The 21,327-nt window shown below is 53.3% G+C and carries 29 protein-coding genes; 6 read left to right on the top strand and 23 right to left on the bottom strand.

All coding sequences use genetic code 11. The annotated features are described in order from the left end of the window. Positions 1-4 precede the first annotated feature (4 nt). From rplV to rpsJ, 7 genes are read right to left on the bottom strand one after another with little or no spacing between them, the layout of a single operon-like run. Positions 5-337 carry a 50S ribosomal protein L22 gene (gene rplV, locus PYR66_01920; protein WEF28522.1) on the bottom strand — a complete coding sequence of 111 codons (333 nt, stop codon included), beginning with the start codon at positions 335-337 and terminating at the stop codon, positions 5-7. Between the two features lie 14 nt (positions 338-351). Next, entirely contained in the window at positions 352-630 is a 279-nt protein-coding gene (rpsS, locus tag PYR66_01915; protein WEF28521.1) for a 30S ribosomal protein S19, read from the bottom strand. A 16-nt stretch (positions 631-646) separates the two neighbouring features. Then, entirely contained in the window at positions 647-1,468 is an 822-nt protein-coding gene (gene rplB, locus PYR66_01910; GenBank protein WEF28520.1) for a 50S ribosomal protein L2, read from the bottom strand. Positions 1,469-1,485: 17 nt separating this feature from the next. Further along, the gene (gene rplW, locus PYR66_01905; protein WEF28519.1) at positions 1,486-1,788 is read right to left on the bottom strand and encodes a 50S ribosomal protein L23; all 303 of its coding nucleotides are present in this window, start codon (positions 1,786-1,788) and stop codon (positions 1,486-1,488) included. After that, positions 1,785-2,390, bottom strand: coding sequence for a 50S ribosomal protein L4 (rplD, locus tag PYR66_01900; GenBank protein ID WEF28518.1), 606 nt, complete (start codon positions 2,388-2,390; stop codon positions 1,785-1,787). Before rplD ends, rplW begins: the two co-directional genes overlap by 4 nt. A 10-nt stretch (positions 2,391-2,400) precedes the next feature. Next, on the bottom strand, positions 2,401-3,030 hold the full coding sequence (gene rplC / locus PYR66_01895; GenBank protein ID WEF28517.1) for a 50S ribosomal protein L3: 630 nt from the start codon (positions 3,028-3,030) through the stop codon (positions 2,401-2,403). 32 nt (positions 3,031-3,062) lie between these two features. Continuing rightward, a complete protein-coding gene (rpsJ, locus tag PYR66_01890; GenBank protein WEF28516.1) occupies positions 3,063-3,374 on the bottom strand; it encodes a 30S ribosomal protein S10 in 312 nt (103 codons plus the stop codon). Between the two features lie 377 nt (positions 3,375-3,751). Here rpsJ and PYR66_01885 point away from each other — a divergent pair, with 377 nt between their 5' ends. Continuing rightward, positions 3,752-4,237, top strand: coding sequence for an A24 family peptidase (locus tag PYR66_01885; GenBank protein WEF28515.1), 486 nt, complete (start codon positions 3,752-3,754; stop codon positions 4,235-4,237). Here the strand turns inward: PYR66_01885 and bfr are convergent. The 11 genes from bfr to fkpA form a co-directional block, all read right to left on the bottom strand. Next, positions 4,221-4,697 (bottom strand): bacterioferritin, encoded by a 477-nt coding sequence (gene bfr, locus PYR66_01880; protein ID WEF28514.1) that lies wholly within the window; start codon positions 4,695-4,697, stop codon positions 4,221-4,223. The two genes, PYR66_01885 and bfr, sit on opposite strands and share 17 nt — an antisense overlap. A 74-nt stretch (positions 4,698-4,771) precedes the next feature. Beyond that, positions 4,772-4,966, bottom strand: a complete 195-nt coding sequence (gene bfd / locus PYR66_01875; protein WEF28513.1) for a bacterioferritin-associated ferredoxin — start codon at positions 4,964-4,966, stop codon at positions 4,772-4,774. Positions 4,967-5,145: 179 nt separating this feature from the next. Beyond that, positions 5,146-6,330: an elongation factor Tu gene (gene tuf, locus PYR66_01870; GenBank protein WEF28512.1), complete on the bottom strand. Its 1,185-nt coding sequence runs from the start codon at positions 6,328-6,330 to the stop codon at positions 5,146-5,148. Between the two features lie 69 nt (positions 6,331-6,399). Then, entirely contained in the window at positions 6,400-8,514 is a 2,115-nt protein-coding gene (fusA, locus tag PYR66_01865) for an elongation factor G (GenBank protein WEF28511.1), read from the bottom strand. 96 nt (positions 8,515-8,610) lie between these two features. Next, positions 8,611-9,081 carry a 30S ribosomal protein S7 gene (gene rpsG / locus PYR66_01860; GenBank protein ID WEF28510.1) on the bottom strand — a complete coding sequence of 157 codons (471 nt, stop codon included), beginning with the start codon at positions 9,079-9,081 and terminating at the stop codon, positions 8,611-8,613. A 95-nt stretch (positions 9,082-9,176) separates the two neighbouring features. Then, positions 9,177-9,551, bottom strand: a complete 375-nt coding sequence (gene rpsL / locus PYR66_01855; GenBank protein WEF28509.1) for a 30S ribosomal protein S12 — start codon at positions 9,549-9,551, stop codon at positions 9,177-9,179. Between the two features lie 124 nt (positions 9,552-9,675). Next, positions 9,676-9,963: a sulfurtransferase complex subunit TusB gene (tusB, locus tag PYR66_01850; protein ID WEF28508.1), complete on the bottom strand. Its 288-nt coding sequence runs from the start codon at positions 9,961-9,963 to the stop codon at positions 9,676-9,678. 7 nt (positions 9,964-9,970) lie between these two features. After that, positions 9,971-10,330, bottom strand: coding sequence for a sulfurtransferase complex subunit TusC (tusC, locus tag PYR66_01845; protein ID WEF28507.1), 360 nt, complete (start codon positions 10,328-10,330; stop codon positions 9,971-9,973). After that, a complete protein-coding gene (gene tusD, locus PYR66_01840) occupies positions 10,330-10,716 on the bottom strand; it encodes a sulfurtransferase complex subunit TusD (protein WEF28506.1) in 387 nt (128 codons plus the stop codon). Before tusD ends, tusC begins: the two co-directional genes overlap by 1 nt. Beyond that, complete coding sequence (locus PYR66_01835; protein WEF28505.1) at positions 10,716-11,438, bottom strand: transcriptional regulator; 723 nt, start codon at positions 11,436-11,438, stop codon at positions 10,716-10,718. The genes tusD and PYR66_01835 overlap by 1 nt, the downstream gene beginning before the upstream one ends. 166 nt (positions 11,439-11,604) lie before the next feature. Beyond that, the gene (gene fkpA / locus PYR66_01830) at positions 11,605-12,423 is read right to left on the bottom strand and encodes an FKBP-type peptidyl-prolyl cis-trans isomerase (GenBank protein ID WEF28504.1); all 819 of its coding nucleotides are present in this window, start codon (positions 12,421-12,423) and stop codon (positions 11,605-11,607) included. 221 nt (positions 12,424-12,644) lie between these two features. On the opposite strand from fkpA, the gene PYR66_01825 reads away from it, so the two are divergent. Further along, positions 12,645-12,863: a SlyX family protein gene (locus tag PYR66_01825; protein WEF28503.1), complete on the top strand. Its 219-nt coding sequence runs from the start codon at positions 12,645-12,647 to the stop codon at positions 12,861-12,863. A gap of 59 nt (positions 12,864-12,922) precedes the next feature. Here PYR66_01825 and slyD read toward each other — a convergent pair whose 3' ends face one another. From slyD to kefG, 4 genes are all read right to left on the bottom strand, one after another. Beyond that, positions 12,923-13,513 carry a peptidylprolyl isomerase gene (slyD, locus tag PYR66_01820; protein WEF28502.1) on the bottom strand — a complete coding sequence of 197 codons (591 nt, stop codon included), beginning with the start codon at positions 13,511-13,513 and terminating at the stop codon, positions 12,923-12,925. 94 nt (positions 13,514-13,607) lie between these two features. Then, positions 13,608-13,808 (bottom strand): YheV family putative zinc ribbon protein, encoded by a 201-nt coding sequence (locus PYR66_01815; protein ID WEF28501.1) that lies wholly within the window; start codon positions 13,806-13,808, stop codon positions 13,608-13,610. A gap of 13 nt (positions 13,809-13,821) precedes the next feature. Beyond that, complete coding sequence (kefB, locus tag PYR66_01810; GenBank protein ID WEF28500.1) at positions 13,822-15,627, bottom strand: glutathione-regulated potassium-efflux system protein KefB; 1,806 nt, start codon at positions 15,625-15,627, stop codon at positions 13,822-13,824. Next, on the bottom strand, positions 15,614-16,177 hold the full coding sequence (gene kefG, locus PYR66_01805; GenBank protein WEF28499.1) for a glutathione-regulated potassium-efflux system ancillary protein KefG: 564 nt from the start codon (positions 16,175-16,177) through the stop codon (positions 15,614-15,616). Before kefG ends, kefB begins: the two co-directional genes overlap by 14 nt. A 173-nt stretch (positions 16,178-16,350) precedes the next feature. Between kefG and PYR66_01800 the strand changes: the two genes are divergently transcribed. The 4 genes from PYR66_01800 (at position 16,351) to PYR66_01785 (ending at position 20,656) form a co-directional block, all read left to right on the top strand. Then, positions 16,351-18,255 (top strand): ABC transporter ATP-binding protein, encoded by a 1,905-nt coding sequence (locus tag PYR66_01800; protein WEF28498.1) that lies wholly within the window; start codon positions 16,351-16,353, stop codon positions 18,253-18,255. A gap of 273 nt (positions 18,256-18,528) precedes the next feature. Then, positions 18,529-19,488, top strand: a complete 960-nt coding sequence (locus PYR66_01795; GenBank protein ID WEF30338.1) for a hydrolase — start codon at positions 18,529-18,531, stop codon at positions 19,486-19,488. Next, positions 19,485-19,703, top strand: a complete 219-nt coding sequence (locus tag PYR66_01790) for a YheU family protein (protein WEF28497.1) — start codon at positions 19,485-19,487, stop codon at positions 19,701-19,703. Before PYR66_01795 ends, PYR66_01790 begins: the two co-directional genes overlap by 4 nt. A gap of 83 nt (positions 19,704-19,786) precedes the next feature. Then, a complete protein-coding gene (locus tag PYR66_01785) occupies positions 19,787-20,656 on the top strand; it encodes a phosphoribulokinase (GenBank protein ID WEF28496.1) in 870 nt (289 codons plus the stop codon). A gap of 63 nt (positions 20,657-20,719) precedes the next feature. Here PYR66_01785 and PYR66_01780 read toward each other — a convergent pair whose 3' ends face one another. Beyond that, on the bottom strand, positions 20,720-21,124 hold the full coding sequence (locus tag PYR66_01780; protein WEF28495.1) for an OsmC family protein: 405 nt from the start codon (positions 21,122-21,124) through the stop codon (positions 20,720-20,722). Between the last annotated feature and the right edge of the window lie 203 nt (positions 21,125-21,327).

The raw sequence follows: 21,327 nt of genomic DNA, 5'->3' as shown, positions 1-21,327 counted from the left end.
AGTCTCAGCGATCGGACACAACCACAGTGATGTGGCTGGTGCGCTTCAGGATGCGATCTGCACGACCTTTAGCACGCGGCATAATGCGCTTCATGCTCGGGCCTTCGTCTACGAAAATTTTCGCAACTTTCAGATCATCAATGTCAGCGCCATCGTTGTGTTCAGCGTTAGCAATGGCAGATTCCAGTACCTTCTTGACCAGTACAGCAGCTTTTTTGTTGGTGTAGGTCAGAATATCCAGGGCTTGCGACACTTTCTTACCGCGAATCAGGTCAGCTACGAGGCGAACCTTCTGAGCAGAAGAACGAGCATGGCGATGTTGAGCTAAAGTTTCCATCTCTTCCTCCTACCTTATTTCTTCTTCGCTTTTTTATCAGCAGCGTGGCCGCGATAAGTACGAGTCGGTGCGAATTCACCCAGTTTGTGACCAACCATTTCGTCGGAAACAAAAACTGGAACGTGCTGACGACCATTATGGACAGCGATGGTCAAACCGATCATGTTAGGAAAGATCGTTGAACGACGGGACCAAGTGCGCAGGGGCTTCTTGTCTCCGCTTTCCACCGCTTTCTCTACCTTCTTCAGCAAGTGCAGGTCAATAAAAGGACCTTTCTTGAGAGAACGTGGCATGGCTTATCCTCTAAAATTATTTGCTACGGCGACGTACGATGAATTTATCAGTACGCTTGTTGCTGCGGGTCTTCTTACCTTTGGTCTGCAGGCCCCACGGGGATACCGGGTGCTTACCAAAGTTACGACCTTCACCACCACCATGTGGGTGGTCGACTGGGTTCATCGCAGTACCGCGAACGGTAGGACGAACACCACGCCAGCGTGCAGCACCTGCTTTACCCAGAACGCGCAGCATATGCTCAGCATTGCCAACTTCGCCCAGAGTAGCGCGGCAGTCTGCTTCGACTTTACGCATTTCACCAGAACGCAGACGCAGGGTGACATAAGCACCATCACGAGCAACGATCTGAACGTAAGTACCAGCGGAACGAGCCAGCTGACCGCCTTTACCTGGTTTCATTTCTACGTTGTGAACGGTAGAACCAACCGGGATATTGCGCATCGGCAGGGTGTTGCCTGCTTTGATTGCAGCATCAACGCCAGATTGAATCTGGTCGCCAGCTTTCAGGCCTTTAGGGGCCAGAATGTAACGACGCTCGCCGTCTTTGTACAGAACCAGCGCGATGTTCGCGGAACGGTTCGGATCGTACTCAAGACGTTCAACAACTGCCGGGATACCATCTTTGTTGCGTTTGAAGTCAACAATACGGTAAGCCTGCTTGTGACCACCACCGATATGACGAGTGGTGATACGGCCATTGTTGTTACGACCGCCGGATTTGCTGTTCTTTTCAACCAGCGGAGCAAAAGGTTTGCCCTTGTGCAGCTCTGGGTTGACCACTTTAACAACGTGGCGACGACCCGGAGATGTCGGTTTACATTTAACAACTGCCATTGTATTACTCCTCCGACTTACTCAGCGCCGCCGACGAAGTCCAGATTCTGGCCTTCCTTCAGGGTGACGTAAGCTTTTTTCCAGTCGCTACGACGACCGATACGCTGTCCGTGACGTTTAACTTTCCCTTTAACAACCAGGGTGTTAACGACTTCGACTTCGACTTCAAACAGTTTCTGCACAGCAGCTTTGATTTCTGCTTTGGTCGCGTCTTTAGCAACTTTGAGAACGATGGTATTGGTTTTTTCCATCGCAGCAGACGCTTTTTCAGAAACGTGCGGTGCGCGCAGCACCTTCAGCAGACGTTCTTCACGAATCATGCCAGCATCTCCTCAACTTGCTTAACAGCATCAGCAGTCATTACGACTTTGTCGAAGGCGATCAGGCTAACCGGGTCGATACCAGTTGCATCGCGTACGTCAACCTTGTGCAGGTTGCGCGCAGCCAGGAACAGGTTTTCGTCCAGCTCACCGGTGATGATCAGCACATCTTCCAGAGCCATGTCTTTCAGTTTCTGTGCCAGCAGCTTAGTTTTAGGCGCTTCTACAGAGAACTTCTCGACAACGATCAGACGATCCTGACGTACCAGTTCGGACAGAATGCTTTTCAGCGCGCCGCGGTACATCTTCTTGTTAACTTTTTGACTGTGGTCCTGCGGACGAGCAGCGAAGGTTACGCCACCGGAACGCCAGATCGGGCTCTTGATAGAACCTGAACGCGCACGGCCGGTACCTTTCTGGCGCCACGGCTTTTTGCCTGAACCAGTAACTTCAGCACGAGTCTTCTGAGCACGAGTACCCTGACGCGCACCAGCTGCATAAGCAACAACAACCTGGTGAACCAGCGCTTCGTTGAAATCACGACCGAAGGTAGTTTCGGAAACAGTCAGCGCGCTCTGCGCGTCTTTCAATACTAATTCCATTGCTATCCCCTTACGCCTTCACAGCTGGTTTAACGATCAGGTCGCAGCCGGTTGCACCCGGAACACCACCTTTAACCAGCAGCAGGTTGCGCTCAGCGTCAACACGTACTACGTCCAGGCTCTGAACAGTAACGCGTTCGTTGCCCAGCTGACCTGCCATTTTCTTGCCTTTGAACACTTTGCCCGGAGTCTGGTTCTGACCGATAGAACCCGGAACGCGGTGAGACAAGGAGTTACCGTGAGTAGCGTCCTGGGTACGGAAGTTCCAGCGCTTAACGGTACCAGCGAAACCTTTACCTTTAGAGGTACCGGTTACGTCAACTTTTTTAACGTCAGCAAACAGTTCAACGCTAATGTTCTGACCAACGGTGTATTCTTCACCATCTGCCAGACGGAACTCCCACAGGCCGCGGCCAGCTTCTACGCCAGCTTTAGCAAAGTGACCAGCTTCCGGCTTGGTTACACGGTTAGCTTTTTTAGCACCAGTGGTAACCTGAACAGCGCGATAGCCATCGTTAGCCAGATCTTTGATCTGAGTAACGCGGTTTGCTTCAACTTCGATAACGGTTACTGGGATAGAGACGCCATCTTCAGTGAAGATGCGGGTCATACCCACTTTTTTACCGACTAAACCAATCATTGTATCAACCTCTCAATCGCTCGATGACCTGATTAACCCAGGCTGATCTGCACGTCTACACCGGCAGCCAGGTCCAGACGCATCAGAGCATCAACGGTTTTTTCAGTTGGCTCAACGATGTCAACCAGACGCTTGTGAGTACGAATCTCGTACTGATCACGCGCGTCTTTGTTGACGTGCGGGGAGATCAGAACGGTGAAACGCTCTTTGCGGGTCGGCAGCGGGATCGGACCACGGACTTGCGCACCAGTGCGCTTAGCAGTCTCGACGATTTCCGCGGTTGATTGATCGATCAGACGATGATCAAACGCTTTAAGGCGGATACGGATTCTTTGGTTCTGCATGAGACCAGAGCTCCAATTATTTTATAGACGAAATGATTACTCCTCATACCCATTACGATTGATGGGAGAGTGTAACCGTTCTTACAGAGTTCCCCGATTGGGAACATTGTTTGATAGCAAACAGCGCTATCAGGGTTCATATCGAACCGGCCGTCAATTTTGACAGGCCCGCGCATTATACGCAAATTCAGGCGCGACGCAAGTGCTGTTTAGAAAATCATCACCACAATTTGCGCGTCTTCTCGCTATGGGCCTCTACAACGCTGCAAGCACACAACTAAGTCTGGAATTCAGCCGCCAGAATGAACACGCGCGCTTTGCGTTCCACCGCTATAGCACGCAAGGTAAGCATCAGAATAATCGGACAGGAGTCGTCGATGCTTACCGCCCTCCCCTTCTTACTTTGCTATTGTGGATTAACCCTGGCGCTGTGCCAACAAGACCTGCGTCACGGCCTACTCCCTGACCGCTTTACTTGCCCTCTACTGTGGTGTGGTTTGCTGTTTTACCTGTGTCTGGCGCCGCAACAGCTTGAAGACGCCGTCTGGGGGGCAATTGCCGGTTATCTCTCTTTTGCCATGCTCTATTGGCTATACCGGGGAGTTCGCGGGTATGAAGGGTTGGGATATGGCGATATTAAATATCTTGCCGCCCTTGGTGCCTGGCATCGTTGGCAAATGCTGCCACAGCTGGTGCTAGCCGCATCGCTAGCGGCCGGCGCTACGTGGGTTACGCTGGCGTTCTACACGAAGTTTTGCAGGAATAGAGAGTGGGTATTGAACAACCCGCTGCCGTTTGGGCCATTTCTGGCTGCAGCGGGTTTTTGGTGCGGGTGGCGGACGTTTGCTAGTCTGCCACTTTGATCTGCGACTGAAGATAATTTTGCAGACCGATTTTGCCAATCAGATCTAACTCGGTTTCAAGCCAGTCAATGTGGCCTTCTTCATCCGTCAGGATTTCAATCATCATATCGCGGCTAACGTAGTCATGAACGCTGTCGGCGTAGGCAATTGCCTCACGCAGATTTTTAGCGCCTTCAAGTTCAAGCCTTAAGTCAGACTGCAGCATCTCCTCGACATCTTCGCCGATACCCAGTTTGCCCAGGTCCTGCAGATTAGGGATCCCTTCAAGAAACAGAATACGCTCGATGTACTTATCGGCGTGTTTCATTTCATCGATGGATTCATGATATTCAACGTCGTTGAGGCGCATTAGCCCCCAGTTTTTGAACATTCTCGCATGAAGAAAATACTGGTTAATGGCAACCAGTTCATTTCCCAATAATTTATTGAGATAACTTATGATTTTGACATCACCTTTCATTATATAGTCCCTCCGCTTCCACTTATTGAAGCGTAGTCTGGGCTATAGGGATGTCAAAAAAGAGAAGCGTGGGATCAGGCTATTTCTTTGAATTCTGGCATACTGGTTAATTCATCTTCCATAACTTCACGCGCCGCGCGGACACACTTACCGCATTGATTTCCAACGGGAATAAACTTACGTAATTGCTGAAAGGATTGCGGTTGAAATTGACGAACAACCTGGCGGATTTTTTTATCGCTTACGCCATTGCACAAACAAACGTACATATAAACTCCCGTTCAATTTATGAACAAAGTTTAAATGAGAATAGTTATGATTACAATAGACTGTTTATTAATTATCCGTACCGGCGCACTTTATGAATATAAAAATCCGCATGGCGTTTACTAAATAGCGGGCAGCAAAAAGGGCGCCGAAGCGCCCTTTTCAATTCAAAGCTAACGAATTAGCCCAGAACTTTAGCTACAACGCCCGCGCCAACGGTACGGCCGCCTTCACGGATTGCGAAACGCAGACCGTCGTCCATCGCGATCGGGTGAATCAGGGTAACAACCATTTTGATGTTGTCGCCCGGCATTACCATCTCTACGCCTTCCGGCAGTTCGATGGTACCAGTCACGTCAGTTGTACGGAAGTAGAACTGCGGACGGTAGCCTTTGAAGAACGGAGTATGACGGCCGCCTTCGTCTTTGGACAGGATGTACACTTCAGATTCGAACTTGGTGTGCGGGTTGATGCTGCCCGGCTTAGCCAGTACCTGACCACGTTCGATTTCTTCACGTTTGATACCACGCAGCAGAACACCAACGTTCTCACCAGCACGGCCTTCGTCCAGCAGTTTGCGGAACATTTCAACGCCAGTACAGGTGGTTTTCGCGGTTTCTTTGATACCAACGATTTCAACTTCTTCACCCACTTTGATGATACCGCGCTCTACACGACCGGTAACAACGGTACCACGACCGGAGATGGAGAATACGTCTTCGATCGGCAGCAGGAACGGCTTGTCAATCGCACGCTCTGGTTCCGGGATGTAAGAATCCAGGAAGCCAGCCAGTTCGATGATTTTCGCTTCCCACTCTGCTTCGCCTTCCAGCGCTTTCAGAGCAGAACCACGAACGATCGGCGTGTCGTCGCCCGGGAAATCGTACTGAGACAGCAGTTCACGAACTTCCATCTCTACCAGTTCCAGCAGCTCTTCGTCATCAACCATGTCGCATTTGTTCAGGAACACGATGATGTACGGAACGCCTACCTGACGACCCAGCAGGATGTGCTCACGAGTCTGCGGCATCGGGCCGTCAGTCGCAGCAACAACCAGGATAGCGCCATCCATCTGAGCAGCACCGGTGATCATGTTTTTAACATAGTCGGCGTGGCCCGGGCAGTCTACGTGTGCGTAGTGGCGAGTCGGGGTGTCATATTCAACGTGGGAAGTGTTGATGGTGATACCACGAGCTTTTTCTTCCGGTGCGTTATCGATCTGGTCGAATGCGCGAGCAGCACCGCCGTAGGTTTTAGCCAGTACGGTGGTGATTGCAGCGGTCAGGGTAGTTTTACCATGGTCGACGTGGCCGATAGTACCAACGTTGACGTGCGGTTTTGTACGTTCAAATTTTTCTTTAGACACGGCTATATTCCTTACTATAGTGCTCCCCCCTTCGGAGAGAGCACGGGACTTAGGTTTTAATCCTGTGGATTATTTACCACGGGCTTCAATAACGGCCTGAGCAACGTTGTTCGGCGCATCATCATACTTCAGGAATTCCATGGTGTATGATGCACGACCTTTGGTCAGAGAACGCAGCTGAGTAGCATATCCGAACATTTCAGACAGCGGAACTTCAGCGTGGATCTTAACGCCAGTTACTTCAGATTCTTGACCGCGCAGCATGCCGCGACGACGGCTCAAGTCACCGATAACGTCACCGGTGTTCTCTTCCGGAGTTTCTACTTCAACCTTCATGATCGGCTCAAGCAGAACTGGTTTCGCTTTCTTAAAGCCTTCTTTAAAGGCGATAGAAGCGGCCAGTTTAAACGCCAGCTCAGAGGAGTCAACGTCGTGGTAAGAACCGAAGTGCAGACGGATACCCATATCAACTACCGGGTAACCAGCCAGCGGACCAGCTTTCAGCTGTTCCTGGATGCCTTTATCAACGGCCGGGATGTATTCACCAGGGATTACACCACCTTTAATGTCGTTGATGAACTCGTAACCTTTCGGGTTAGAGCCCGGCTCCAGCGGGTACATGTCGATCACAACGTGACCGTACTGACCACGACCACCAGACTGCTTGGCGTGTTTACCTTCAACATCGGTAACTTTCTGGCGAATCGCTTCGCGGTAAGCAACCTGAGGTTTACCGACGTTCGCTTCAACGTTGAATTCACGCTTCATGCGGTCAACGATGATGTCGAGGTGCAGCTCACCCATACCGGCGATGATGGTCTGGTTAGACTCTTCGTCAGTCCATACGCGGAATGACGGGTCTTCTTTAGCCAGACGGCCCAGAGCCAGACCCATTTTTTCCTGGTCAGCTTTGGTTTTCGGCTCAACGGCGATGGAGATTACCGGCTCAGGGAATTCCATACGCTCCAGAATGATCGGCGCATCCGGGTCACACAGGGTGTCACCAGTGGTTACGTCTTTCAGACCGATAGCAGCAGCGATATCGCCCGCGCGAACTTCTTTGATCTCTTCACGTTTGTTAGCGTGCATCTGAACGATACGACCGAAACGCTCACGTGCAGCTTTCACGGAGTTCAGGATGGTATCACCAGAGTTAACCACACCGGAGTACACGCGGAAGAAGGTCAGGTTACCCACGAACGGGTCGGTAGCAATTTTGAACGCCAGTGCAGAGAACGGCTCTTCGTCGCTTGCGTGACGCTCAGCCGGGGTGTCTTTACCGTCGTCCAGGATGCCGTTGATCGCCGGAACGTCAACCGGGGATGGCAGGTAATCGATTACCGCATCCAGCATCGCCTGAACACCTTTGTTCTTGAACGCAGAACCACAGGTTACCAGGATGATTTCGTTGTTCAGAACACGCTGACGCAGAGCTTTTTTGATCTCTTCTTCAGTCAGTTCTTCACCACCCAGGTATTTCTCCATCAGCTCTTCGGAAGCTTCCGCTGCGGACTCGATCAGGTTCTGGTGCCATTCGTCAGCCAGTTCCTGCATGTCAGCCGGGATATCTTCGTATTCGAAGGTGACGCCTGCATCAGCTTCGTTCCAGTTGATGGCTTTCATTTTCACCAGGTCGATAACACCGGTGAAAGCTTCTTCAGCACCAATTGCCAGCTGCAGCGGAACCGGGTTCGCGCCCAGACGGGATTTGATCTGACCAACAACTTTCAGGAAGTTCGCACCCATGCGGTCCATTTTGTTAACGAACGCAATGCGCGGAACTTTATATTTGTTTGCCTGACGCCATACGGTTTCAGACTGCGGCTGAACACCACCAACTGCGCAGTAAACCATTACCGCACCATCAAGCACACGCATGGAACGTTCTACTTCGATAGTGAAGTCAACGTGCCCCGGGGTGTCGATGATGTTTACACGGTGCGGTTCATACTGCTTAGCCATACCAGACCAGAACGCAGTAGTCGCAGCGGAAGTGATGGTGATACCACGTTCCTGCTCCTGCTCCATCCAGTCCATGGTAGCGGCGCCGTCATGAACTTCACCGATTTTGTGGTTTACACCGGTGTAGAACAGAATACGTTCGGTAGTAGTGGTTTTACCGGCGTCGATGTGCGCACTGATACCGATGTTACGGTAGCGTGCGATGGGTGTTGTACGAGCCATTTGATTCCTCGTTTATTTCTTTAGGCGTTCAGTTAAGTTATCCAGAGCGGGCGACTTATCTGAAGCGCCCGCCTGGTGACTATGACTCCGAAGGGATTACCAACGGTAGTGTGCGAACGCCTTGTTGGCTTCGGCCATACGGTGAACGTCTTCACGTTTCTTAACTGCAGTACCTTTGTTGTCTGCAGCATCAGTGAGTTCGTTCGCCAGGCGCAGAGCCATGGATTTATCACCGCGTTTACGAGCAGCTTCAACGATCCAACGCATTGCCAGGGCATTACGACGAACCGGACGAACTTCAACTGGAACCTGATAAGTAGAACCACCTACGCGGCGGGACTTAACTTCGACGGTCGGACGCACGTTTTCGAGCGCGACTTCGAAGGCTTCCAGTTCAGTTTTACCAGAGCGCTGAGCCAGGGTCTCCAGCGCGCTGTATACGATAGTTTCTGCAGTAGATTTTTTACCATCTACCATCAGGATATTTACAAATTTAGCCAGCAGTTCTGATCCGAACTTCGGATCCGGCAGAATTTTACGCTGACCAATGACGCGACGACGTGGCATGGAAATACTCCGTTGTTAATTCAGGATTGTCCAAAACTCAAAGAGTTTAGTTTGACATTAATATAAAACGTTTGGCCTTACTTAACGGAGAACCATTAAGCCTTAGGACGTTTCACGCCGTACTTGGAGCGAGCCTGCTTACGGTCTTTAACGCCGGAGCAGTCAAGCGCACCACGAACGGTGTGGTAACGAACACCCGGGAGGTCTTTAACACGACCGCCACGGATCAGGATCACGGAGTGCTCCTGCAGGTTGTGACCTTCACCACCGATGTAGGAGGTGACTTCGAAACCGTTAGTCAGACGCACACGGCAAACTTTACGCAGTGCGGAGTTCGGTTTCTTAGGAGTGGTGGTATATACGCGAGTACATACGCCACGTTTCTGCGGGCAGGCTTCCAGCGCCGGCACGTTGCTCTTTGCAACTTTGCGCGCGCGTGGTTTGCGTACCAGCTGGTTAACTGTTGCCATTAAATAGCTCCTGGTTTTAGCTTTTGCTTCGTAAACACGTAATAAATCGCCTCATATAATATGAGGACGCAGAATTTTAGGGCGGTGCCGAAAAGGTGTCAAGAAATATACAACGATCCCGCCATTACCAAGCCAACTGACCTTCATGTTTGACCGTAAGTCTGACGAAATCAGTATAGTCAACCCTGACGACGCTGTCCGCAATTTGACCAGCCAGCCCGCGGGCTTCGATATCGTCTTGCAGAGCGTGGATAGTTATGGGGGCGGATTGCAGGATTTCAAGGAAGCGGCCGTCAGCGATAGCCGCAACAACGCCATCGGAGAGCAACAGCAAATCGTCGCCCGCCTTCATCAGACGTAGCATCGCGTCGAGATCGGTATGCCACGGAGAGACGCTTAAAGTGTGGAGCATCAGGGCCTCAGAATCGTAAGATTACGTCGAAATCGTCAAGCCGGGCGCGCAACGCCTCTGGCTCAAGGCTTTCTACATCAACCACCCACGGCGTATCGGCGGACAAACCGCGTTCGCGTGCCGAGGCGGCGCAAAGCCAGCACTGCTCAATGTCGTACAGCGATAACAGCTTGAAGGTCGCGATATAGTCACGCGCGAGGATTTTTCCGGGTTGCTGGCCAGGGATAATCTGAAACACGCCATCGCCGAGAAAAAAGACCCCGAGGTCATCAGCCAGGGCGGAAGTCGCTAATAAGGCATCCAGCCCTTCCCTGCCCGCGGCGCTGCCGTGCGGAGCGGAAGAAAATACAAAGGCCACGCGTTTCATCAGAACTGTACCATTCTATCGCAAGTTAACGCCGCTTCGGCCAACGCGCCTAGCCCGCTTAAGGTGAAGCCCGGCTGCAGATTATACGCCGGCAAGCCAAGCTGTTGCGCTTCACGTTCATCGGTAACGCCGCGGCGTAGCGCGGCAGCAACACAAATATGCAGCGCTACGGCATGATCATCATGCAGACGCTGCCAGTGGCGCACCAGGTCTACCTCATCGCTGGCGGGGGCCGTCAGCTGATTCGCGTTGTAGATCCCTTCGCGATAGAAGAACACGCAGGCCAGTTCATGGCCTTCCGTCATAACCGCCTGCGCAAACTGCCACGCGCTGCTGGCCTGCTGAGTACCGTATGCAGGCCCGGTCACCGTGATGGCGAAGCGCATTACTTATCAAGCCCCTGGAAATCGCCGCTTTTGAACTGGCGAATATAGAGGTACACCGTGTGTTTGGAGATGTTCAGGCGATCGGCCACCTGGTTTATTGCATCCTTAATGTCGAAGATGCCTTTCTCGTAGAGGTTCAGCACGATCTGGCGGTTTTTCGCGTTATTCGACACGTTACGATCCGCATTCACTTCCTCGATGGTGAACTCCAGCGTCTGTGCGACCAGGTCATCCACCGACGAGGCAAAGTTTACCTGAGAGTTCACTTCCGGCGTTTCCGGCGGAATAAAGGTGCTCATGATCTGCGAAAACGGCACATCAAGGTTCATGTTGATACACAGCAAGCCAATCACCCGATGTTCACGGTTGCGAATGGCGATAGTTACCGACTTCATCAGTACGCCGCTTTTAGCGCGCGTAAAATAACACTTGGATACGCTGCTATCAGCTCCCGTCATATCGTGCAGCATGCGCAGCGCCAGGTCGGTAATAGGCGAACCGATTTGGCGGCCGGTGTGTTCACCGTTAGCGATACGAATGGCGGAACATTTTAAATCCTGCAGTGAGTGCAGCACGATTTCACAATGGGAACCAATGAGCATCGCTAACCCGTCCACCACCGCTTCATAGGATTTTAGGATATCGAAGTCGGTCTGATCGAAAGGACGTTGATCCAGCAGGTCGAGCTCGCTGGTTTCGTTGGTTAAAAGCGACCTGGACATGTAAAAAAGCACTCCTTTTCAGGAGCCTGTCGTTATCGTCAGGGCAGGCTCATCATCATTATTAAGCTATCTAAAGTAATACAGCGCCTGAGGAGTTTTCCAGTTTTAATTATATCTGCTGCCAATAAAAAAGCCGCCGCCCTTAAAGGCGGCGGCTTATGACAGATTACTTTTTAGCGTCTGCAGCTGGTGCTTCAGCAGCCGCTTCTGGCTTAGCATCAGCCTTCGGAGCTGGTTTGATGTCCAGCAGTTCTACATCGAATACCAGCGTGGAGTTAGCCGGGATACCCGGGACGCCAGTTTTGCCGTAGGCCAGATCCGGCGGGATAACCAGCTTGATTTTACCGCCTTTCTTGATGTTCTTCAGACCTTCAGTCCAGCCAGGGATGACACCATCAAGACGGAAAGAGAGCGGCTCACCGCGAGTATAGGAGTTATCGAACTCTTTACCGTCGATCAGCGTACCTTTGTAGTTCACGACCACCGTGTCGCTGTCTTTCGGCGCATCACCGGTACCGGCTTTCTCGACTTTGTACAGCAGGCCGGATTTAGAGGTTTTCACGCCCTTCTCTTTGGCGAAGGTATCGCGGAACGCTTTGCCCTTGGCATCGTTCTCAGCAGCATCTTTTTCCATTTTCTGCTGAGCGGCGGTTTTTACGCGAGTCTCGAAGGTTTGCAGAGTGGTTTCGATTTCCTGGTCGGACAGTTTGCTCTTATCGGCAAACGCATCCTGAACGCCGGCGATCAGCTGGTCCTTGTCCAGTTTGATACCCAGCTTCTCTTGTTCTTTCAGGGAATTTTCCATGTAACGGCCGAGGGATGCACCCAGCGCATAAGCGGATTTCTGATCGTCATTTTTAAATGCCGATTTGCTGTCCGCCGCAGGTGCGGCCTTCGCTGCGGTATCGGCAGCAAAGGTCAGCGGTGCGTTCAGGGCAACGGCCATCGTGGTCGCCAGCAGCGTTACTTTAAACAGTGATTTCATCCATTTCTCCAGGGCCGGGGCATCTCACCCCAGGGTTATCATAAAAAGCAAAAAACGTACTATAGAACGTTGCAGAGCAAATCTACATACGGACCTGCCTGAATATCGACTCATTTCAGACTATTTTTGTATGAATTAGTTTCCTGTCTGACGTTACGATGCTGCGCTTACGCGGAAACTTCAGTAGAATCCGCCCGCAAACAAGACAGAAGAGGCGACCTATGAACGATAGCACAATGGAGACGCGTCTGGCGGAACTGGAAAGCCGTCTGGCATTTCAGGAGATCACCATCGAGGACCTCAACAAAACCGTCACCGCGCATGAAATAGAAATGGCGAAAATGCGCGAGCACATGCGCTTGATGATCGAAAAACTGAAAGCGACACAGCCGTCGCATATCGCATCTCAGTCGGAAGAGACGCCGCCGCCGCATTATTAAGACGTAAAAAAAGCGGGTTTCCCCCGCTTTTTTTGGCTGTCAGCGCGAACGCGATGCCATTAGTGGCAACCGCAACCGCCGTTACCGCAACCACCTTTGCCGTGTTCATGGTCATGACCATGATCGTGGCCGTGGCCGCCGCAGCAACCGTCATGACCGTGGTCATGATCGTGGTCGTGGCCATGAGCGCCGTGTACGTGACCGTGCTCCAGCTCTTCTGCCGTCGCTTCGCGCAGCGCAACAACTTCAACGTTGAACTTCAGGTTCTGGCCAGCCAGCATATGGTTACCGTCAACCACCACGAAATCGTCGCCGACTTCAGTAATTTCTACCGGAACCGGGCCCTGGTCGGTTTCAGCCAGGAAGCGCATGCCAACCTGCAGCTCGTCAACGCCCATGAAGACGTCTTTAGGAACACGCTGAACCAGGTTTTCGTCGTACTGGCCGTACGCGTCATTCGCGCCGACTTCTACATCAAATTTGTCGCCCACTTCGTGGCCGTTCAATGCGTTTTCCAGGCCGGAAATCAGGGAACCGTGACCATGCAGGTAGTCCAACGGCGCACTCACCGGAGACTCATCAACCAACACACCGTCTTCTGTACGTACCTGATAGGCCAGGCTGACCACCAGGTCTTTTGCTACTTTCATGATATCTCCTGAGCATGGGAAGAATAGTGGCGCAGATTGTAGCGGAATTCTGCAGCCGTGTACCCACTAGCTTAAAAAAAGGCGACAGATAACGCTAGTCCGGATGAAAAATGCCGATCACTTGCTCTTCTTTGCGAACATGCTCGCGAACCTCTTTATCCGCCTCGCGCATCTGGTGCCCGCACTTAACGCACTCAACAATATCGACATTATTCTCACGCCACATCGCCATTGAATCCTGCGCCTGGCATGCCGGACATTTTGCGCCGGCAATAAAACGTTTACGTACCGCCATTTTGCTCTACCTTCTATTCAAACTCGTCCCAGCCGTCCAACTGCCGACTTTCTTTCTGCATTTCACGCTGAAAAATTTCTTCCAGCTCGCGTCGGGCTTCTCGCACGCGTGATATCTGCACTGTATCAGTATGTACCGGCATTAACTCACGCAGCATTCGCATATCGAGGCGTCGAAAATGTAACTGCGCACGCTGCGCCTGATGCGGATGCATTCCCAGGGTGATAAGCGCCTTGCGCCCCAGCTCCAGGGCGCTGGAGAAGGTCTCGCGCGAGAATTGCGCGACGCCAGCCTGTAGAAGTTCATGTGCTTCAACGCGCCCACGCGCGCGCGCCAGAATATGGAGGTGGGGGAAATGCTGCTGACACATCTCCACCAGCTTCATGGTATCTTCCGGCTCGTTGCAGGTGATCACGATCGACCGTGCATCCTCCGCCCCCGCCGAACGTAGCAACTCAAGTTGCGTCGCATCGCCAAAATACACCTTGTAGCCATATTTACGCATCAGGTTGACCGCGCTGATATCCCGCTCGAGTACGGTAATACGCATTTTGTTGGCCATCAGCAGGCGCCCGATAACCTGACCGAAGCGTCCGAAGCCGACGATAATCACCTGCGGTTTATCATCCTCAACCCACGGCGCTTCATCGATATCTTCCGCCGGGTTAAGGCGGCGCGACAGGATATTATTAATCACCGTCATCAGCAGCGGCGTCGTCATCATCGATAGCGTCACGGAGACCAATAACAACGCCATCTGATCGTGATGAAACAATCGCTGAGACGCCGGCATTGAAAAGAGCACAAAGGCAAACTCGCCGCCCTGGCTCAGTACCCCGGCAAACTGCGTGCGCTCCGAGCTACGCAAACCGTATAACCGGGCCAGCGCGTAGAGCACCAGTGCTTTTACCGAGACCAGCACGGCAACGCTTATCGCGACCCACAGCAGATGGGTATACAGCACGCCAAGATTCAACGCCATGCCAACGGAGATAAAGAACAACCCCAGCAATAAACCTTTAAATGGCTCGATGGCGATTTCCAGCTCGTGGCGATATTCGCTTTCCGCCAACAACACGCCAGCGATAAAAGTGCCCAGCGCCATCGACAGCCCCAGCGCGTCCATAAACAGCGCGGAGCCCAATACCAACAACAGCGTGGCGGCAGTGAAGACCTCACGCACGCCGGAACCGGCAATAAAGCGGAATACCGGGCGCAGCAGGAAGCGTCCGCCAATCAACATACCGGCAAAGGCCAGCACCTTCATGCCGACCGACATCCAGTTAAAGTTATCGTCGCCGTGTCCGGCGAGCAGCGGCACCAGCGCCAACGCCGGGATCACCGCCAGATCCTGAAACAGCAGCACCGAGAAGCCCAATTGCCCGGACTCATTACGGCTCATCCCCTTCTCTCGCATCACTTGCAGCGCCATTGCGGTAGACGACATCGCCAGGCCAATTCCCCCCACAACAGCCGCCTGCCACGAGAAGCCCGTCACGACCAGCAAGCCGCCGAGGATCGCCGCGCTGAATAGCACCTGCGCCGCGCCGATGCCGAAAATCGAGTTCCGCAGTTGCCACAGTTTCGCCGGATTGAGCTCCAGGCCAATGATGAACATCAGGAACACAACGCCCAGTTCTGAGAAGTGAAGGATTTCATCAACGTCGCTAATGAACCCCAGCCCCCACGGACCAATAGCGATCCCGGCCAACAGATAACCGAGCACCGCACCAATGCCCAGTCGGGCCGCCAGCGGCACCGCCAGCACGGCAGCAAATAAGAAGAGTACACCCGCTAATAGCAAATCAGCTCCCGCCATTGGCGCCTCCTGATGTAATCGGGTTCGCTAGCCAATCGCGGTAAGCGCGGGCGTGGCTCTGCAAATCTTCGGGTCGCTGTCGACGCGCCCAGTAGACAATAATCGGGCTGAGCCAGTGCATACGGCACATGCCGGCCGTGAGTTCAAAGGGACGGAGAATATCGTTCATCGGATAGCGATTGGCATCTCGCCGGTAAGCGCTTTCCGGCTCGCCGGTGGTTATCACGCTACGCCAGTACTTTCCCGCCAGCTGATTCCCTCCCGCCCCGCTCGCAAAGCCGCGGCTCAGCACCCGATCCAACCACTCTTTCAACAATGCCGGGCAGCTCCACGTATACAACGGATGCTGGAAGACAATCACCTGATGTTGGCGCAACAGCTCCTGTTCATGGGCGATGTCGATAAAAAAATCTGGATAGTGCGCATAAAGATCGTGCACGGTGACATTCGGCAACTGTAAGGCCGGTTCAAGTAAAACCCGGTTGGCCACGGAATCCTGAGATTCTGGGTGGGCATACAGCAGCAAAACTTTCGCTGTCTGAGACATCATTCCCCTCCCGAACGTCATCTGGCGGCTTGCGAAGCGGCTGCGTCTCGACGCAACCAGAATGACTTTGTCTATCGTCTTCGTTTTGGGCTACCATTGCGGCCCAGTGGAGCGTTTCGCTTCCACACTACATTATCATAAAGACAAATTAACATAGTCTGAACATACGGCGCCTTATGATTGTTTTCTCCTCGTTACAAATTCGTCGCGGCGTACGCGTCCTGCTGGACAACGCCACTGCCACCATCAACCCTGGCCAGAAGGTCGGTCTGGTGGGGAAAAACGGCTGCGGTAAATCTACGTTGCTTTCGCTTTTGAAAAACGAGATAAGCGCCGACGGCGGCACCATGACCTTCCCTGGCAACTGGCAGCTGGCGTGGGTCAATCAGGAAACCCCTGCCCTGCCGCAGCCAGCTATTGATTATGTTATCGATGGCGATCGCGAATTCCGCCAGTTGGAAGCTGATTTGCATCAGGCGAACGAGCGCAACGACGGCCACGCCATTGCGACCGTCCACGGCAAGCTGGACGCCATCGACGCCTGGACCATTCGCTCCCGCGCCGCCAGCCTGCTGCATGGTCTCGGTTTTACTAACGAGCAGCTTGAACGGCCGGTCAGCGATTTCTCCGGCGGCTGGCGCATGCGTTTGAACCTCGCGCAGGCGCTGATCTGCCGTTCCGACCTGCTGCTGCTCGATGAACCGACTAACCACCTCGATCTTGATGCCGTGATTTGGTTGGAGAAGTGGCTGAAAGGCTACTCCGGCACTCTGATCCTGATTTCTCACGATCGTGATTTCCTCGATCCGATCGTTGACAAAATTATTCATATCGAACAACAAACGATGTTCGAATACACCGGCAACTACAGCTCGTTTGAAATTCAACGCGCGACCCGCTTGTCGCAACAGCAGGCCATGTATGAAAGCCAACAGCAGCGCGTAGCCCACTTACAGAGCTATATCGATCGCTTCCGCGCCAAGGCCACAAAAGCGAAACAGGCGCAAAGCCGCATCAAAATGCTTGAACGCATGGAGCTTATCGCCCCGGCGCACGTCGATAACCCGTTCCATTTCAGCTTCCGCGCGCCGGAAAGCCTGCCGAACCCGTTACTGAAAATGGAGAAAGTCAGCGCGGGCTACGGCGAGCGGATCATTTTGGATTCCATCAAGCTTAACCTGGTGCCCGGCTCGCGTATCGGTCTGCTGGGGCGCAACGGCGCCGGTAAATCGACGCTGATTAAGCTACTGGCTGGCGAATTACCGCCGCTATCCGGCGACATCGGTCTGGCCAAAGGCATCAAGCTCGGCTACTTCGCCCAGCACCAGCTTGAGTTCCTGCGCGCCGATGAATCGCCGCTGCAGCATCTGGCTCGCCTGGCGCCACAGGAGCTGGAACAAAAGCTGCGCGACTACCTCGGCGGCTTCGGTTTCCAGGGAGACAAAGTCAGCGAAGAGACTCGACGTTTCTCCGGCGGTGAAAAAGCGCGCCTGGTACTGGCGTTAATCGTCTGGCAACGGCCTAATCTGTTGCTGCTCGATGAACCGACCAACCACCTCGATCTCGATATGCGTCAGGCGTTAACCGAAGCGTTGATCGACTTTGAAGGGGCGCTGGTTGTCGTTTCGCACGATCGCCACCTGATCCGTTCCACTACCGACGATCTGTATCTCGTGCACGACGGAAAAGTCGAACCATTTGATGGCGATCTGGAAGATTATCAGCAGTGGCTCAGCGATTCGCAGAAGCAGGAAAACCAATCCGCCGACGCGCCGAAAGACAACGGCAATAGCGCGCAGGCGCGTAAGGATCAAAAGCGCCGCGAAGCCGAATTGCGTACACAAACGCAGCCGCTGCGTAAAGAGATCGCTCGCCTGGAAAAAGAGATGGATAAGCTCAACACACAGCTGGCGCAAGCGGAAGAGAAACTTGGCGACAGTGAGCTGTATGACATTTCGCGTAAAGCGGAATTGACCGAATGCCTGCAGCAGCAGGCCAACGCTAAATCGGGACTCGAAGAGTGCGAAATGGCGTGGCTGGATGCGCAGGAACAGTTGGAGCAGATGCTGCAGGAAGGCTAACGCTAACGGCCCGGCGGTTAAGAGAATTTTAACCATCGGGCTCGCCATCCGTCAGACTATCGCGGTACAGTCCGAAATTCACCGCACTGCCATTCTCCTCCATGATTTTCATGTAACCTATACCAACTGACCGCAAGACCACATATTGGCTAACGGGCAACTTTCATGCACGGTATAGTGTTCTAAAAGTTTCTTAATAATCCTGGAACTATGGTTGAAATAACCCCGACAGTAGTGACGCCCCCCGATAACGACTCGCGCGAATTCCATCCGATGCGCGGCGTGGGCAATCGTCATCTGCAAACCATGCTGCCGCGGATCATCCGCCGCAAGCTCCAATTTACGCCGCACTGGCAGCGCCTTGAGCTGCCAGACGGCGATTTTGTCGATCTGGCCTGGAGCGAAGATCCTGCCGGCGCGCGCCACAAACCGCGGCTGGTCGTCTTCCACGGCCTGGAAGGCAGCCTGCACAGCCCGTATGCCCACGGCTTGATCCACGCAGCGATGCAGCGCGGCTGGCTAGGGGTAGTAATGCACTTTCGTGGCTGCAGCGGCGAACCGAACCGCAACAACCGTATTTATCACTCAGGTGAAACGGAAGACGGCACCTGGTTCCTGCATTGGCTGCAGCGCGAACTCGGCAACGCACCGACGGCGGCGGTAGGCTATTCGCTCGGCGGCAATATGCTAGGCTGCCTGCTGGCGAAAGAAGGCGACAATATCCCGCTCGACGCCGCCGTTATTGTCTCAGCGCCGTTTATGCTGGAAGCCTGCAGCTACCACATGGACAAAGGTTTCTCGCGCGTCTACCAGCGCTACCTGCTTAACCTACTGAAGGCCAACGCCGCGCGTAAGCTCAAAACCTATCCGGGCTCGCTACCCGTCGATTTGCGTCAGCTTAAAAGCATGCGTCGCATCCGCGAATTCGACGATATGATCACCGCGAAAATCCACGGTTTCGCCGATGCGCTAGACTATTACCGACAGTGCAGCGCGATGCCGCGTTTAAGCGATATCACCAAGCCGACACTGATCATTCATGCGAAAGACGACCCGTTTATGGATCACCATTCAATTCCGCCGCAGGAACAGCTGCCGGTCAACGTCGAGTACCAACTCACAGAACAGGGCGGACATGTCGGCTTTGTTGGCGGTACATTGCGTAAACCGAAAATGTGGCTGGAACAGCGTATTCCGGATTGGTTAACCCGCTGGCTGGGAGAACAAGCATGATTATTCCCTGGCAGGATCTCGATCCCGAAACGCTGGATAACCTGATTGAAAGCTTTGTGTTGCGCGAAGGCACCGATTATGGTGAACATGAACGTTCGCTTGCCGATAAAGTCGCCGATGTAAAACAGCGGCTTAAAACCGGGGAGGCCGTACTGGTGTGGTCAGAGCTACACGAGACGGTGAATATCATGCCCCGCAAGATGTTTAACGGCTAAGCGCCATGCCCTTGATGCGAACATCCTAACCGCAAAGCCTGGCGCGATACGGCGACACACCATCACTTAACCAGGGAGTTGTTATGTCTGCCAAACATCCAGTGATCGCAGTCACGGGCTCCAGCGGCGCGGGCACCACCACCACCAGCCTCGCCTTCCGCAAAATTTTCTCGCAGCTAAACCTGCGTGCCGCCGAGGTCGAAGGGGATAGCTTCCATCGTTATACTCGCCCGGAAATGGACATGGCGATCCGCAAAGCGCGGGATCAGGGCAAACACATCAGCTACTTTGGCCCGGAAGCAAACGACTTCAGCCTGCTTGAGCGCACCTTTTTAGAATACGGCGAATTCGGCAAAGGCCAGTCGCGCAAATATCTGCATACCTATGATGAAGCGGTCCCCTGGAATCAGGTTCCCGGTACTTTTACCCCATGGCAGCCATTACCTGAGCCGACCGATGTGCTGTTTTATGAGGGTCTACACGGCGGCGTGGTGACGCCGCAGCACGATGTCGCGAAGCACGTCGATCTGTTGGTCGGCGTGGTGCCCATCGTCAACCTTGAGTGGATCCAGAAGCTCATCCGCGATACCAGCGAGCGTGGCCATTCGCGCGAAGCGGTAATGGACTCGGTGGTACGCTCGATGGAAGACTACATCAACTTCATCACCCCGCAATTTTCACGCACCCATATCAACTTCCAGCGCGTGCCGACGGTCGATACGTCCAACCCGTTCGCCGCCAAAGGCATCCCGTCGCTTGATGAAAGTTTCGTGGTCATTCACTTTCGCAATCTGCAAGGGATCGACTACCCCTGGCTGCTGGCGATGCTGCAGGGGTCGTTTATCTCGCACATGAATACGCTGGTGGTGCCTGGCGGCAAGATGGGTCTGGCGATGGAGCTCATCATGGCGCCGCTGGTCGAACGCCTGATGGAAGGTAAAACCATTAGCTAGACGCAAAATAAAACCCCGGCAGCGCTGTGCTACCGGGGTTTGCATCCTGCCGAGTTAATTCGCTCAGGCGTCGATCACTTCGTAGGAGTGGGTGATGTTGACAGCCTTCTCCAGCATCAGCGCGACCGAGCAGTACTTCTCCGCCGACAGGTCTACCGCCCGGGAAACCGCCGCATCTTTCAGCTCTTTGCCGGTAACGATAAAGTGCAGATTGATATGGGTAAACAGGCGCGGCGCCTCTTCACGGCGCTCAGAGGTTAGCTTCACTTCGCAGTTGGTTACGTTTTGGCGTCCTTTCTGCAGAATCGACACGACGTCAATCGCGCTGCAACCGCCTGCCGCCATCAGCACCATCTCCATCGGGCTTGGCGCTTTATCTCCGGAGTTGCCATCCATCAAAATCTGGTGGCCAGAGGCCGACTCACCGATGAAGGTTAGACCTTCCACCCATTTCACACGCGCTTGCATAAAATATAACTCCGCTGTTGCAATTTTCCTGACAGATTACGCGCACATAACAAATCTCGCAACGGAAGGCGACCTGGGTCATGCTGAAGCGAGACACCAGGAGACATGCGGTGAAAGCTATGCTAAAACAGTCTGGATGCTACAGTAATACATTGATGTACCGCATGTATGCTGAGGAGTTCACATTACAGGCTGTATAAATT

The sequence above is a fragment of the Klebsiella aerogenes genome, from assembly GCA_029027985.1.
Taxonomy (GTDB): Bacteria; Pseudomonadota; Gammaproteobacteria; order Enterobacterales; family Enterobacteriaceae; genus Klebsiella; species Klebsiella aerogenes_A.
Note: the sequence above shows the minus strand (reverse complement) of the source record. Positions and strands in the feature narration are given on the sequence as shown.

What these genes read in the sequence shown, in the direction of transcription:
- rpsL (WEF28509.1), bottom strand. Translation starts at nt 9,551, where the DNA reads ATGGCAACAGTTAACCAGCTGGTACGCAAACCACGCGCGCGCAAAGTT.
- fusA (WEF28511.1), bottom strand. Translation starts at nt 8,514, where the DNA reads ATGGCTCGTACAACACCCATCGCACGCTACCGTAACATCGGTATCAGT.
- PYR66_01825 (WEF28503.1), top strand. Translation starts at nt 12,645, where the DNA reads ATGAACGATAGCACAATGGAGACGCGTCTGGCGGAACTGGAAAGCCGT.
- tusB (WEF28508.1), bottom strand. Translation starts at nt 9,963, where the DNA reads ATGCTCCACACTTTAAGCGTCTCTCCGTGGCATACCGATCTCGACGCG.
- slyD (WEF28502.1), bottom strand. Translation starts at nt 13,513, where the DNA reads ATGAAAGTAGCAAAAGACCTGGTGGTCAGCCTGGCCTATCAGGTACGT.
- PYR66_01780 (WEF28495.1), bottom strand. Translation starts at nt 21,124, where the DNA reads ATGCAAGCGCGTGTGAAATGGGTGGAAGGTCTAACCTTCATCGGTGAG.
- rplW (WEF28519.1), bottom strand. Translation starts at nt 1,788, where the DNA reads ATGATTCGTGAAGAACGTCTGCTGAAGGTGCTGCGCGCACCGCACGTT.
- PYR66_01835 (WEF28505.1), bottom strand. Translation starts at nt 11,438, where the DNA reads ATGTCCAGGTCGCTTTTAACCAACGAAACCAGCGAGCTCGACCTGCTG.
- PYR66_01815 (WEF28501.1), bottom strand. Translation starts at nt 13,808, where the DNA reads ATGGCGGTACGTAAACGTTTTATTGCCGGCGCAAAATGTCCGGCATGC.
- rplV (WEF28522.1), bottom strand. Translation starts at nt 337, where the DNA reads ATGGAAACTTTAGCTCAACATCGCCATGCTCGTTCTTCTGCTCAGAAG.
- tusC (WEF28507.1), bottom strand. Translation starts at nt 10,330, where the DNA reads ATGAAACGCGTGGCCTTTGTATTTTCTTCCGCTCCGCACGGCAGCGCC.
- PYR66_01885 (WEF28515.1), top strand. Translation starts at nt 3,752, where the DNA reads ATGCTTACCGCCCTCCCCTTCTTACTTTGCTATTGTGGATTAACCCTG.
- PYR66_01795 (WEF30338.1), top strand. Translation starts at nt 18,529, where the DNA reads ATGCGCGGCGTGGGCAATCGTCATCTGCAAACCATGCTGCCGCGGATC.
- rplC (WEF28517.1), bottom strand. Translation starts at nt 3,030, where the DNA reads ATGATTGGTTTAGTCGGTAAAAAAGTGGGTATGACCCGCATCTTCACT.
- bfr (WEF28514.1), bottom strand. Translation starts at nt 4,697, where the DNA reads ATGAAAGGTGATGTCAAAATCATAAGTTATCTCAATAAATTATTGGGA.
- rpsG (WEF28510.1), bottom strand. Translation starts at nt 9,081, where the DNA reads ATGCCACGTCGTCGCGTCATTGGTCAGCGTAAAATTCTGCCGGATCCG.
- tusD (WEF28506.1), bottom strand. Translation starts at nt 10,716, where the DNA reads ATGCGCTTCGCCATCACGGTGACCGGGCCTGCATACGGTACTCAGCAG.
- bfd (WEF28513.1), bottom strand. Translation starts at nt 4,966, where the DNA reads ATGTACGTTTGTTTGTGCAATGGCGTAAGCGATAAAAAAATCCGCCAG.
- rpsJ (WEF28516.1), bottom strand. Translation starts at nt 3,374, where the DNA reads ATGCAGAACCAAAGAATCCGTATCCGCCTTAAAGCGTTTGATCATCGT.
- PYR66_01785 (WEF28496.1), top strand. Translation starts at nt 19,787, where the DNA reads ATGTCTGCCAAACATCCAGTGATCGCAGTCACGGGCTCCAGCGGCGCG.
- kefG (WEF28499.1), bottom strand. Translation starts at nt 16,177, where the DNA reads ATGATGTCTCAGACAGCGAAAGTTTTGCTGCTGTATGCCCACCCAGAA.
- fkpA (WEF28504.1), bottom strand. Translation starts at nt 12,423, where the DNA reads ATGAAATCACTGTTTAAAGTAACGCTGCTGGCGACCACGATGGCCGTT.
- rplB (WEF28520.1), bottom strand. Translation starts at nt 1,468, where the DNA reads ATGGCAGTTGTTAAATGTAAACCGACATCTCCGGGTCGTCGCCACGTT.
- PYR66_01790 (WEF28497.1), top strand. Translation starts at nt 19,485, where the DNA reads ATGATTATTCCCTGGCAGGATCTCGATCCCGAAACGCTGGATAACCTG.
- kefB (WEF28500.1), bottom strand. Translation starts at nt 15,627, where the DNA reads ATGGCGGGAGCTGATTTGCTATTAGCGGGTGTACTCTTCTTATTTGCT.
- rpsS (WEF28521.1), bottom strand. Translation starts at nt 630, where the DNA reads ATGCCACGTTCTCTCAAGAAAGGTCCTTTTATTGACCTGCACTTGCTG.
- rplD (WEF28518.1), bottom strand. Translation starts at nt 2,390, where the DNA reads ATGGAATTAGTATTGAAAGACGCGCAGAGCGCGCTGACTGTTTCCGAA.
- PYR66_01800 (WEF28498.1), top strand. Translation starts at nt 16,351, where the DNA reads ATGATTGTTTTCTCCTCGTTACAAATTCGTCGCGGCGTACGCGTCCTG.